Raw genomic sequence first — 13,721 nt, forward strand, 5'->3', positions numbered from 1 at the left:
GAGCTGGCGATGTTCGATAGAGACTCAATTACCCCCCTTCAATCCATCCATCGCTTGGTCGCCAATACTTGCCGAACTGCCTGCCCTGACTTGCTGCCTGGGCTGGTGGCATCAAGAATTCAGCAAGGCGAGCTGTAATCTCGGAAAGTGTAAGATCGTTGCTGTTCAGATTGGTCTTGCGCAAAAACGCGTTCCACTGAAGCGACTTTTGCTTGTCTTCGGAAAACTCAGTCGTAAGGGCAAGTGGAGGTGTTGTTGGGATACTGGTCTTGCGACGTTCGAACGTTGCACTGATGGCCCGACGTACGAGCTCTCCTTCGAATTCAAATTGCGTACAAAGCGTCAATAGATCGAAGAAGTCTTTCATCCTACTGTTCGCAATACCCAGTATTACCATGGCCTGGAACTTTTCGGCAACAACTGTTTCTCTTGGATAGGATTGGAGCTGCGGAGCAGGCAGCTCAAGAACCGTCGGAAATACAATGAGCTGTGAGCTTGGAGTGATTGCATCACCAAATCCAACGTCTACTTGAACCGGAATACGCGCGGAACCTAGAAACGCATCGAACTTCATTCGAATCCCTTCGTATTCCTCGTCTTCCTTCATCTTCGTGGCAGAAACAGAATCGGCAACAAAGTCTAGCCCATCGTTCTCAACTTCCTGAACACACAGATCTCGAAAGATCTCGACGAAACGATCAACGTCGGGCTCGCCCGCGCCAAGCAAGTCAAGGTCGCGCGTCGGTCGATGCCTGAGATTGCTCCAAATCTGAAACATCGTCGCACCTTTGACCACAAAGCGGTCGCGATATTGCGATTGAGACAAACGATAGAGCAACCTTTCGATTGCGAAACGATTCAACACCAAGTCGAAGGCCTCGTTGTTCAGCTTGGCGACGTTCAACAATCGTGCCCGGACGGACGCAGGCATGTCACGAGGTTGCTTACGCGTCATGACGTCGCTTCCAAGTAAGGCCGCATTACGTTGGCCATGCGACATACTTTGGCCGCCTGCCAGATTTGGTCGATGGTCGCTTTTCTCGAGCTACGGCAATCGCGTAGTGCTTCAATCGCTACATCGAGTCCTATCTTGTTGCGATACTTGAAACAATCTGCAACTGTTTTGGCTGCCGAGTAAACAGAGATCGTTACACCTTCGATTTTTCGCTTCTCGATTCCGTGCTCTCGCGACGCTCCTGAGAAACGGACGATTCGAATCGGAGGGTAGCTCATTTGCGGTTTGCGGTCCCTTTCACCGATAGCTAACCACACTTCGTATGGCGATTGTGTTGTGAGGTCGTGAATTCGTAGAGCACTCAGCAGACACACGATGGAATTTGGGGAACGCTTGCATGCTTCAACAATGGAGCGGAATTCACTCGGCTCTGAGTTGGGAAGTGTGTACAGCCCGCGACTGGGACGTTCCAGAATTCCCTTGCTGTAGAGAACATTTAGATACGAGCCAGCAATGCCAGCCGCTTCGGCGTCTCGTGGACGTACGACATCCATTTCCTTGAACAGTTGCAGTATCTGATCTTTTTTCGAAGTCGCCATTTTGATTTCGTCGGGAGATGTAGATAAGTCCCTACGTATTCTAAATCGCTACGGTAGGCTGCGGCAAGCCCAACCGCCCTGTGCAAAAAGGTTGCTCCGGCAATTTCGACCGGTTTAGGTTTTCGTGTGAGCGTTCGTGTGACGTTATGAAGACTTGACCGAAGGCCAAATTTGAGATCTTATCAACGGGGCATCGTGACCGAGTCTGGTCGAGACTTGCGAATTGCATGTTCAAGATACGAGGCGATCCACACTGTTCGCATGGAGCGATGAAGGTACCCGCTTTAGGATGCTGGTCTGCGCAGCACTAATCAGCAGACTTGATGCAGTAGCTTTTTAGTAACCCGCCCAATCGCTCCTTGCACCGCTCATCAGAGAGCCGAATCGTGGACGGCTCAGGCTTCTTCTTGACACCATTAGATTTGGAGCCGCTCGATTGGACAGTGTAGTTCTCCAATCCCTGATGGGGACGTTCTCCCCGAAACGGGGCGAAGGTAGCAGGAAGATAAGGGTTGGGTTTTCCGCCTTGAGGTATCTCGCTTCGCGCGCTAGTTCCTTCTAGGTGTAGCGAGCGGTAGTCGAATCGTCTGTGTATTCAACCACTAGACAGTGTTGAAAGTTCGAGCATCGAGCAAGGTCGGAGTTAGGTGGTTCGTGACCTGCATCAAAACCAAGACCGAACCGGTCTCGGACTTCATAAGTCAGGAATCTTAGAGCACTTGCGAAACCGCCCCCTCAGAGAAGGTTCGATATCGGGGGTGGCACAAAGGGAACAGCGACAAAAGCGATTCAATCACGCCACTCTTTCCCCTGACAAGTAACTTCTGCCAGCCATTAACGCCGAACGGCGATCCACTTGGCACAAACAGCCAAGAGAGTATTCTTGTCGATTGGTTTACTCAAGTAGTCATCGCAACCCGCATCCAAGCATTTTTGACGGTCATCCGATAGGGCATGCGCAGTCAACGCGATGATAGGCATTTTTATGCCTCGGCTTCGTAAGGTGCTTGCAAGCATGTATCCGTCCATGACAGGCATTTGCATATCGGTTAGCAAAAGATCGTAGGTGATATTCGATTCGTTTGCTTTTTCCATCAATTCCAAAGCGACTTGTCCATTGTCTGCAATGTCGATCGTCGCGCCTGCTTTCTTGAGAAGGAACGAAATCAACCGTTGGTTATCCAGTCCATCTTCCGCAAAGAGGATTCGACCTAGTACCTGGATTCTAGCGGTAGAGGAACTTACCGGAGAGACGGCCTGAGTTTCCAATCGGTCGACTACGGTCGAATTCGTGGCTGGAATAAGCGGTAATATTAGCCGGAAACAAGAACCTTTCCCCATTTCTGTTCGCTGAAGTGTCACATCGCCTCCCATAAGATTTGCCAATCGTCGGCTGATCGTCAATCCTAGACCTGTGCCACCATGTTTTCGCGTGACCGTATTGTCTGCCTGCGAAAATGCATCGAATAGCGTTTGCGATTGTTCGGCTGTTATCCCAGGCCCTGTATCCTCGATATCTATTAACAACGAGGTATTCGAGGCAGACGCCGTGACACTGGCGTTGATCGTAATCGTCCCTTGTTCGGTAAACTTGACAGCGTTTCCAACGAGATTCATTAGGATCTGGCGTAACCGCGTTGGGTCACTCAGGATTCGGTCTGGAACGGGGGTTGATAGCTTTGTAATGAGCATTACCCCTTTATCGGCCGTTTTGGGAGTTAGAAGACGTTCGACCTCGCAAAGCACTTCAGTCAAGGGTGTTTCGATCAGTTCAGTAGATCCCTTGCCCGCTTCGATTTTTGAAAGGTCCAAGACATCGTTGATGATGGTCAGCAGGTGTTGACCGGCGTTGGTAATTGTATCGATCGTCTGCTGCCGCTGATCGGGCGCGACGTTAAGATTTCCCTCTTCGCGTAGCATATCTGCAAAACCAAGAATGGCTGTAAGCGGAGTCCTAATTTCGTGGCTCATGTTCGCAAGGAACTCGCTCTTTGCGCGATTCGCAGCATCGGCTTGATTACGAGCGACTTGCAAGGCCAACTCGCGTTCGATTTCGACTGTCACATCCGCCGCTGTACCAAAGAGGCCAACAATCTTACCTGCTGAATTTCGTCTCGCTCTCCCTGAGCCTCGGACAAATCGAACATCGGATTTAGGATTCCGAATGCGGTGAATTAACGAGTATGGGGTTCCATCAGCAATCGCAGTTTTGACCGCTTCATCTAAAATGGCTGCATCTTCGGGACAGTAGTTATCGAGCATTTCCTGATAGGTGGGTTCTCCGTCCGCTATATTGAAGCCAAGAATAGAAAAAAGTTGTTGGGACCAATCAATCTTGAAGGTCGAGAGGTCGTATGACCAATTGCCCATTCGAGCTAACGCCTGAGCTTCTTCCATTTGAAATTTTGCTGCTTCGAGGTCGATGGCTGCTTTATGATTTTCGGTTACGTCCGTCATATAGCCAATCCAAAGCGTTGAACCATCGGCTTCTCGCTCTGGTAGTGAATTCGCAGAAACCCATCGCATCGTTCCATCATCCAATAGAAGTCGAAAGTGACATTGGAAAGGCGAGAGGTCCTTGGATGATTTGTGAATCTTCGCTACCAATTCTGCGAGATCATCAGGATGAATCCGAGCGAATACGGGGGATGCATCGAGAATCACTTCTTCAGGCTGAATTCGATAGAGCGAATAAAGCCCTTCACTCGCATAGGGAAAACACGAGGAACCATCCCTTCGCATCCTATACTGATAAACGACCCCAGGAACACGGCTTGATATCTTCCTCAATCGGTCCAACGCCTCAGCTTGAATTCGCTGCGCATGTTTTTGTTCCGTCACATCTCGAAATGTCCAGATACGTCCGTAAAAGCCTCCGTGTTCATTTCGAACGGGAGCAGTGTGGCGTTCCAGCACCGTTCCGTTAATCAACTCAATCTCATCGCAACCAGTGAGATCTGGATGACCATAATAGTACGTTGTGCGATCCAAGAACGCTTGCGGGTCTTTGGTTCGTTTAGAAACATACTGAAGTTGAACTGCATAGTCAGGATCTTTCGCGATCTCTGGTGGGATATCATACAACGCTAAAAACCTTGCGTTCTGGTGAATCTTTTTGCCTTCATTATCCACAACCAAAATTCCATCAAGCGGCGAATCAACCATCGCCTCGAAGAAGGCTGTCCTAGTTTGAAGCTTTTCCTCAACGAGTTTTCGATCCGTGATGTCGCTTAGGACGATTCGAACTTTCAGTATTCTTTCAGTGTCTTCGATTGCGACGCAAGCCATTTGTACCCAAACAAAATTTCCATCTGGTTTGACCATTCGCAATTCGTAGGAACGGGGTTCGTCCGACTTTAAAATCTGCCCGTGATTTAAGTAGAAACAATCTTGGTCGTCGTTGAAAATGAATCTACTGATTGGCTTATTGATCAACCGGTTGCGATCAACGCCCAGTAATTTTGCTGTCGTGAGATTTGCCTCCTCGATCAACCCCTGTTCGCTTACGATGCAATATCCGGTCGGAGCCAGTTCATAGAGATCGAAATAGCGAGACCGGGACGTGTCCAATTCGAATTGTGCGAGTCTCAGTTCTTCGTTCTGCAATTCCAATTCGATTTTGTGGACTTGCAGTTCGTGCAACAATCGTTTCGTCTCCTCAGACGAAAGTCCATCTGCAGCGACGGGCAAATCCGTAGCCGAACTCGCAGTCGACTTCGCCGCGAAAATTGCCTCTGCTTGTCGGCGCAGTGATTGTGCTGCATCCTTGGTTTTTGAGATTGAATCGAGGTTTCGCGTCATGTTGATTCGTTCTTTAGTCAGTTAATCCCAGTAGCGTTCATTCTTACGAGCCCTACACATTCTCGGTGTCTAAACGTGCTCGTTCGGTTGTCGCAATCGCATGCATGTGACCGTCTTCATTCACCAGCGCCGTCGCGGTAATCCAAACTTCCAACACGGAACCGTCTTTCGTCAATCTCTGTGTTTGGTAGGGTTCGAGTATCTCCGCTTGGCTCAGTTCATATTCTTTCAAAAGAGCATCTTTTTGCAGAGATTTGGGAATGCGATCACGCACATTCATCTTAATTGCTTCCGCTTCCGTCCAACCAAAGATCTTCACTGCTGCTGGGTTCCACGCGATGATCCTACCATCCAATTCTTGGACCGTAATGGCGTCCCGAGAATCGCGAACAACGACCGCAAGCCTCGCCAATTCATTCGATCGACGAAGCGAATCTTCTGCACTTTTGCGTAGCGTGATGTCACTGGAAACTCCGATGATGCCGGTCAAATTTCCTTGATCATCCAAAATCGAAGTGTTGGTGACTTTCACAGGAAATCGATGGCCATCGCGATGACGTGCTAGAAACTCACCGCTCCAGCTGTTGCCCTTTTTCAGGACCGCCATGATCTCCGAGGCGTGAAGCTTATTATCGTCGTCTGGGGTAACGTCCAAGACATTCATGCCGATGACCTCAAAGGACTTCCAGCCATAGATGCGTTCTGCGGCTTCGTTCCAGTACAAAATCGTCCCTTGAAGATCCGTTGCGATGACAGCTTCACCGATCGCATTGAGCAGCGTCGATTTGAATTGGAGATTCGCTTTATCCGATTCGAGTTCCGATTGGATACGCTTGAGTGAAGTGATCTCGGTGAAGTTGATAACGGCCCCTTCGATCACATTGTCAATCGTTCGGTATGGTTGTATCCGCATGGTATACCATTTCCCATCCTTGGTTTGCACCTCGACTACTTTGGCAACCAAACTGTCAAGTACCCCCTGAGCATCCTGGACCAACCGATCGTAGCCCACGAGATTGGTAACGGTATGAGCAACCGGTCGGCCAACGTCGCTCAATATCAAATTAATGATCGCGCACGTGGCTGGAGTAAATCGCAGAATCCGCAATTGATGATCGACAAAAACCGTCGCAATCCCGGTGCCCGAGAGAAGGTTGTTCATGTCATTGTTGAGCCGCGAAAGATCATTTACTTTTGTCTGCAGTTCCATGTTGACAGTCGCCAATTCTTCATTGACTGACTGAAGTTCTTCCTTGGAAGTCTCTAGCTCCTCATTCGTTGACTGCATCTCTTCATTGACTGACTGCATCTCCTCGTTCGATGATTTTAGTTCCTCGTTCGAGCTCTCTAGTTCTTCGCGGGCACTCTGTAAATATTCATCACGTGCGTGAAGCTCCTCCAAAAGAGCAGAGATCCGAGCTTCGGGATCTCCGGACGGCATCAGAGTTGAATCGAGCGTATTAGCGATCGCTGGTGAAATTTCAGTCGTCAGTAGACTGGTCGTTGTTTTCTCGGTTTCAGTCGATTCCTTGATAGTGACTATATAAAGGGATGTCGATTTCAGCTCAGTCGACGCACCAGTAGCCGAGAGTGCTGCGACAGGCGAGACACTCACGTCGACTCTCGTGTAATGACCATTGGTCCTTACCAGAAGACCGTTAGCGGTAGCTGGCTCCTGCGACACGACCACGCGACTGAGCGCCATCGTGAGCTCCTGCTGAAGCCCCTCGCGAGCCATTCTGAGGATGTTGTTTACTCCCGACTCACCTGCAGCAAGCTCCAAGAACATCCCCGTCCGTCCATGAAGATACAAAATATCCCCCTGAGCATTGATGAGTGCAGCCGACGGGGCGACTAACTTCATGAGCGATTTTTCGAGGATGTCTCTCAACGGAATTTTTGAGGCAAGTTCGTTTGCCCCTTTTGCCCCAGAAATGCTTAGTTTGGAATAAGACGAATCTATGTTGGACTCGTTGGATAATGCGGTGGATGGAAAGGCCATTCCAAGCGGCTTTCGTTGCGTTATAAGAACGCCGCCCTGTCGCTGGTAGAGTTTTGCCTTGCGGTCGAGTACTTTGAAGAAGCTGCCAAAATCACCGATTCCTTCACTCGTCCCCAATAGAAGAACTCCATTCGGCATTAGAGCAAAATGAAACAGCGGCATCAGCTTCTTTTGCAATTCGGTACCAAAATAGATCAGTAGATTGCGACAACTGATCAGATCAATCTTCGAAAATGGAGGATCCTTTATTACGTTATGCTCGGAGAATACTAACATCTCACGGATGATTTTATTAATGCGATAAACATTCTCGCCCGGATTAATCGTGAAGAAACGGGACAACCGCTCGGAATTCACATCCGAAGCAATGCTCACCGAATAGACGCCAGCTCGTGCCGTTGCGATGGCTCTGCTATCTATGTCCGTTGCATAGATCTGAACAGAGCATTCGGATTTGGAACTTTCGAGATACTCGCGAATCAAAATCGCGATCGAGTAGGCTTCCTCGCCCGTGGAGCAACCGCTGATCCAAACTCGAACCAAATCCGTTGCCGCTGATTTGTTTTTAAACAGTTGCGGAATAATCTGTTTCTCAAGAATTTCAAATACATCCGGGTCGCGAAAGAAAGACGTTACACCAATTAGCATGTCACGAAACAGAGCTTCGACTTCAACCGGGCTTTCCTGAATATACTTGACGTAGTCTTGGACTGTTTCGATATGCTGCACCGCCATACGTCGCTCGATACGACGGTAAATTGTGCTTGGTTTGTAAAGGGAAAAGTCGTGCCCCGTTTTGGATCGCACGAGGACAAAGATCTTCTTCATCGCCGCTTCAGACTTGGGCTCTATACGAACATCCAAATCTCGCCGCTGATTAAATTCTCGGGATGCATATGCAATCAACTGGGGGAGCATCGCAGCCGGTTCTAGCTCGTAATCGGCTAACCCTGTCTCGATCACACTTCTCGGCATTCCATCGAACTCGGCAGACTCGGCACTTTGCACCATGACCATTCCCGACTCGGCCTTGATGGCTCGAACGCCCTGTGTCCCGTCGCTACCTGTACCTGAGAGCACGATCCCAATGGCTCGATCACGCTGATCTTGGGCGAGCGAACGAAAGAAGTAGTCAATCGGCGATCGATGACCGTGCGGTTCTGCTGGTTCTAAAAGATGCAGCTTCCCATTAAAAAAAGCCAAGTCATGATTGGGTGTAATGATGTAGACATGGTTAGGCTCAACCGGCATCCCGTCCTCGACCTGCAGGACTGTCAAGGTCGTAAACCGACGGACCAACTCGGCTAAAATGCTCGAATGGTCCGGTGCCAAGTGCTGAACCAACACGAAAGCCATCCCAGGTTGAACCCCTGCTGGCATCCCAGAAAAAAACTGTTCAAACGCAGCTAAGCCCCCCGCCGAGGCACCAATTCCTACCACAAGGAACCCGGACCTTGCCGATTCCGAACCGTCAGCCGAAATCGATTCGCCTACCTGCTCAACGTTTTCTTGTTCCCCAGCCGACATACTCATTCCTCAATATCAACCGATAACAAAAGATTTGCCGCCCTTGAATGGACGCCATGATTGTAACGGAAATCTTTCGGGCCGCGAATAAAGGCAACCGAAGATGTCTATATTACGCATGATTGACTGCACTGAGATCGGGCGAGTCCTTGGTGGCTTAGACAAAGTCCGGGACGCATTAAGACGCCGCAGGGATTCGTATCGTCGTCAGCATTCCATTCGGAATCATCTGAGTCATGTTCATGCTTCTTTGATGTTGTTCGATGATCGATCGACTGATGCAAAGCCCCATTCCTAATCCGCCAGGTTTGGTTGTGTGATAGGGTTTAAAAAGGTCAGCAATCTCGGAGTTCGCTAAGGCTGGACCATTGTCGAGAATACAAATCTGAACCCAGTTGTCCGCCGTGCTAGTTGTTATTCTTACAAATCGTTCCGTTTGCTCGATCCCTTGAATCGCTTCCACTGAATTCTTGATGACATTCACCAACACCTGTTGGATGCGGATAGGGTCGGCTTCAACGATTGCTCCGCTCGAATCCAGTTCTAAACGTGTGACGGCATTTGCATTGGAGAGTAGATTCTTGAGTATCTTGAGAGTGTCATGAATGCATGTATTCACATCCATCCTTTGAAGCTGGAAGGCATCGAGTGTCAGGTATTTTCGAAGTCGATTCACGATTACGCCTGCCTTGGTCGCTTCACCATGGATCAACTCAAGCGTTTCGGATAATTCGGAATCAGTTGAACCAGACTTCTTCAACCCATAAAGAAGTCCGCCCGAAAAGTTACAGATGGCACCCAGCGGCTGGTTGATTTCGTGAGCAAGAGTTGCTGCAATCTGTCCTAGGGTCGACGTCCGCTGCGCATGTGTTAATTGGTCTTGCTTTTCCGAAATGAGCTTTTCCGACAACTGCCACAAATGGGTCGCCCAATTACGAAGCAAAACACCCGAAACTAACGAGGATACGCTTTGAAGAAAACTTCTATGTTTTTGGCCAACGATTCGAGTTGAATGAAACTCGCCTTCGATACAACCTATGAGATTTTCGTTCTCGTGAAGCGGAATACGAAAACCGTCGATGGATTCTCCGAGTTGCAATTTATCGACATCGATCAGTTGGATCTTACCCGATGCTGCTCTTGATTTAAGGCCAACGCTGGCCAGAGTTTCGGTTGAATTACTTATGGCATTCGTCAACAGAACTCGCCCGGATTCCAAGCTTAGACCATCGTCAATTTTCTTGATAACTTGTTGAAGAAAGGTGTCGCGATCCGAAATCACGACAGCCAGTCGACCTAGCTCGGCATTGATGGCAAGTAGGTTTGCTCGTTGCTCTAGTCTTTGTTCATTCTTCTTTGCTTCAGTCAGATCGTGATAGGAAATGACAGAACCCATGATAATGCCGCGAGAGTCGGGTAACACGGAGATGACTAGTCGCACAAAAATCGGTTCCGATCCTTTGGAATTCATCCGAAGCTTGCATTCTCCCTGCCAAGTTCCACCCGACTGAATCTGCCGCTGGACAAGCTGCCTAGAGTTTGGCTCTAACAAAAGGAAATCAAAAATTGATTTCCCCATCGACTCAATCTGAGAAAAGCCCGTCAAGTTTTCGGAAAAGCGATTCCAGTAAACGATACTGCCGTCGGTGTTCGTGGCGATAATTCCGTGATCGACAGCCTCCAAGAGTCTGAGCTGGAAAGCGATTTCTTCATTTGCAACATCTAAATTGTCACTTAGATAGGCAGCAGCCGCTCGATGGCACTGTTCGATGAGTTGGTTGTCGAGACGCCCTTTCTCAACATAGGCAAAAACCCCAAGATTGAGCCCGTCCTTTGCAGATTCAAAAGTGGAATCCACCGAATGCAGGATGACTTTTGTGTTGATTCCGATTCGGTTGAGACCGCGAACAAAATCGAAGCCACTTGTACCGCCTAGATCTAAATCAACGATTGCGACAACAAATTTTTGTTCTTCAGATAGCCGAAGCCCTGTTCCTACATCTTGGCAGACCGTGACATCAAAAAATGCTTGTTGGAGTTTTTTCCGAATGAGTGCGGCCTGCGACTCATCGTCTTCCATCAAAAGGACCCGAGTTCGCATTGGCTTCCCGTTGATCTCCTCCATTTGCCTTAAACCGGGTCTGCTGTCAAGCGCTGACAAGTCTGAAGAAACTCCTCTAACTGGTCGACCAACGCTATCATGGCTGCACCTGAACGAAGCTGTTCCTCAAGGATGGCTGCTTGGGGCGTTACCTCATGAAAACCATAGCTGCCGCAAGCGCCCTTGAGTTGATGGATCAGCCTGCAAAGCTGATTCGAATCATTTTGCTCCATCGATCTTCTGATGGCTAGCACGCGCAGCGGAATGTTCGAGACAAACTCGGAAACAAGTTCGGCGTAGTCTGGATCATCAGCGAGTTTTGACCGGATCGGCGGTAAGCTCAATTCTTTATTTCTTCACAAAGTTGTTCACGAAACACTTTAGTTAACCGAATGCTCTCTTCTGCCACAATACCAATGCGGCGAATTGCTTCAAAAGCGGGTAGTTTTACGGCAATGCGTTCTCAGCTTTTTCCTGTTTTATCCGCTGGAACGCTGGAGACAAACCTCGGAATTGTCCTGGACAATTTGGCACAGATAGCTTATAGAACACACTAAGATGCCTTTTGAGTTTTAAAAGCAATGGGTTCCAAGATGGACAGCAATCAAGTCGTTTACGTGGTCGATGACGATGATGGGATGCGGGACTCGATGTCATTCCTTTTAAAGAAAGCAGACATCGCCTGTCGAACGTTTTCCTCTGGGAAGCAGTTCCTGGAAGAGTGGGATGGCATCCAACCAGGCTGTATGGTTGTCGACTTCCAAATGCCCGAGATGACTGGCTTGTCGTTGCTGAATCTGGCACGTAGCCGCCACGGATTTATACCGTTCGTTTTGGTAACGGGCCACGGTACAGTCGCAATGGCTGTCGAGGCAATGAAAATGGGAGCGGTAACCGTCATTGAAAAACCCTTTCACCACGAGCTTTTCATCGACACTGTCCGGACAACCATGGCAATCGATTTACGGCGACGCGAATCTGAGCTGCAGAAGCTTGAGGTTGCTAATCGCATCAAATCGCTTACCGAACGGGAGCAGGAAATCGTAAAAATGGTGGTTGAAGGTAGTCTGACCAAGCAAATTGCTAAACAACTTGGGATCAGTGCCAAGACGGTCGAGGTCCACCGCAGTCGTATCACCAAGAAACTAGGGGTCAGGTCTGTCGCACAACTTGTTCGGATGGTGGTTCAATCGTCATCTCCTTCGCTATGAACACTTTCAGCTATTCGCTGAGATGAAACGCTTTGTTTTTTTGCAAACGATTGTGCATAAGTTTCCTTGTTTTTGCGCTCCATCGAAACCCTCATATCTTCGTTAAGAATCAAACCCAAGCGATGGCGAGTCAAAGTCGGCGATTTCCTTATCGGTACGACAGAGCAAGCTCGTATTGCTTTGATTCGCTGCCAGTCGTCCGTCGAATCCACATCCCCACCTATATTGCACTCATTGCACGCTTGCTACCGGATTGGTCGAACTGGAGGGGAGGGAGTGCTTCATTGATTCCGACATCACGGAAATCGATTCGAAGTACAAGCAATCACAAAGCGACCTTCTAATGGCGGGCGATAAACCACCACCTCCAATCATGACCTGAACCGGGCTGGGGAGCAGATTGCGGAGCAATTGATGGTTTGCCAGGAGTCTATCGACGTTCGCAACGTGCGTATGACATATCCATACGATCGATGCATTTAAGTTGTATGCAGCCTTGGCTATGGATGCTGCAGGCAGGTTGCAGCCCAGATCGACGGTTCGTATACCGATCGACCGCAGAACGACTGAAAGTATCTTGGATCCAATCGTATCGAAATTACACTCAAAAGTACCACCGATTGCCAAGCGCGAGTTGCCATCTAATTCGGGCAATCTTTGCATTATCATGTCGAGGACAGTGCACGCGGTGTTACTACAAATGTGTTCTTGGTAGAGATCGATTTCTTGATTCCGCCAAAGTTCACCGACCTTCCAAAGTGCGGCGATTAGCGTGGATTCCAAGGTATGCGAGAGTTCGTCCAACCTGTCGATGCGTGCACAAAGGGTGGACATAACCCTATGAACGTTGCCGTCGAGCAGTTGCTTGACCATTTCGTTTGTGGTATCGAGAGCAGATAGTTCTGTCGAGTCGTGTCTTTTTTGTGACCGGCCCCAAAGAAGGCTATACGCGTGATCCAGATCAGCCCGATCGATTCGGCGATGACCTCCCAGCGTGCGAATCAGAGGAATAGAGTGCTTCTCGCAAATCCTCTTAAACGTGGATGAACTTACGCCGAGATAGTGGGAGGCATCTTTAACTGAGACCAATTGATTCATCCACGACGTCCATTTTGAGCGGCCTATTCAACATCTACCGCGAATTCGGCAAGCGTCTTGCCGCATGGTAATTGTCGCATCGATGATCGATTTTCGAATCCATAAGCATACCTTCCACTGTTCGGTTGTTTGCCATCATGGAAACAATCTGAATGGGAACGAACTCGACCAATCGGGATACGGAAAACCCCTAGCTTACCTCCTAGGATTGTTAAACCCAAAGCAATGGTTGAAATCGTTGATGGCGGTTTTGAACAGTTTCAAGTTGCATCGATTGCGTCAAAGTGGGTGTGCTTTGTTGCTAAGATGCCTCGATACGATTCAAAACGATCGAACGTTTTTTTTCGGCCGATTTCGTTGGTTTTTCCATTGTATGTAATGCATATAGATTCGGCAGCCATTACGGTCGGAATGCGACATCAAAGAT

The 13,721-nt window shown here is 48.9% G+C and carries 8 protein-coding genes; 1 reads left to right on the forward strand and 7 read right to left on the reverse strand.

Annotated features, from left to right (window positions below):
- Window positions 1-28: 28 nt before the first annotated feature.
- From SH449x_RS24350 to SH449x_RS24375, 6 genes are all read right to left on the reverse strand, one after another.
- Window positions 29-955 (reverse strand): nucleotidyl transferase AbiEii/AbiGii toxin family protein, encoded by a 927-nt coding sequence (locus SH449x_RS24350; protein WP_482378676.1) that lies wholly within the window; start codon window positions 953-955, stop codon window positions 29-31.
- Window positions 952-1,554, reverse strand: coding sequence for a type IV toxin-antitoxin system AbiEi family antitoxin domain-containing protein (locus SH449x_RS24355; RefSeq protein WP_482378677.1), 603 nt, complete (start codon window positions 1,552-1,554; stop codon window positions 952-954). Before SH449x_RS24355 ends, SH449x_RS24350 begins: the two co-directional genes overlap by 4 nt.
- Window positions 1,555-2,388: 834 nt before the next feature.
- A complete protein-coding gene (locus SH449x_RS24360) occupies window positions 2,389-5,355 on the reverse strand; it encodes a PAS domain-containing protein (protein WP_482378678.1) in 2,967 nt (988 codons plus the stop codon).
- 52 nt (window positions 5,356-5,407) lie between these two features.
- Window positions 5,408-8,890, reverse strand: coding sequence for a chemotaxis protein CheB (locus tag SH449x_RS24365; protein WP_482378679.1), 3,483 nt, complete (start codon window positions 8,888-8,890; stop codon window positions 5,408-5,410).
- A gap of 172 nt (window positions 8,891-9,062) precedes the next feature.
- Window positions 9,063-10,985 carry a PAS domain-containing sensor histidine kinase gene (locus tag SH449x_RS24370; RefSeq protein ID WP_482378680.1) on the reverse strand — a complete coding sequence of 641 codons (1,923 nt, stop codon included), beginning with the start codon at window positions 10,983-10,985 and terminating at the stop codon, window positions 9,063-9,065.
- 29 nt (window positions 10,986-11,014) lie between these two features.
- Complete coding sequence (locus tag SH449x_RS24375; RefSeq protein WP_482378681.1) at window positions 11,015-11,329, reverse strand: Hpt domain-containing protein; 315 nt, start codon at window positions 11,327-11,329, stop codon at window positions 11,015-11,017.
- Window positions 11,330-11,566: 237 nt separating this feature from the next.
- Here SH449x_RS24375 and SH449x_RS24380 point away from each other — a divergent pair, with 237 nt between their 5' ends.
- Window positions 11,567-12,196 carry a response regulator transcription factor gene (locus tag SH449x_RS24380; RefSeq protein ID WP_482378682.1) on the forward strand — a complete coding sequence of 210 codons (630 nt, stop codon included), beginning with the start codon at window positions 11,567-11,569 and terminating at the stop codon, window positions 12,194-12,196.
- 231 nt (window positions 12,197-12,427) lie between these two features.
- Here the strand turns inward: SH449x_RS24380 and SH449x_RS24385 are convergent, their stop codons facing one another.
- Window positions 12,428-13,294: a MerR family transcriptional regulator gene (locus SH449x_RS24385; RefSeq protein WP_482378683.1), complete on the reverse strand. Its 867-nt coding sequence runs from the start codon at window positions 13,292-13,294 to the stop codon at window positions 12,428-12,430.
- Window positions 13,295-13,721 lie beyond the last annotated feature (427 nt).

The sequence above is a fragment of the Brakhagea baltica genome (genome assembly GCF_052161605.1).
Taxonomy (GTDB): Bacteria; Planctomycetota; Planctomycetia; order Pirellulales; family Pirellulaceae; genus JBKCUI01.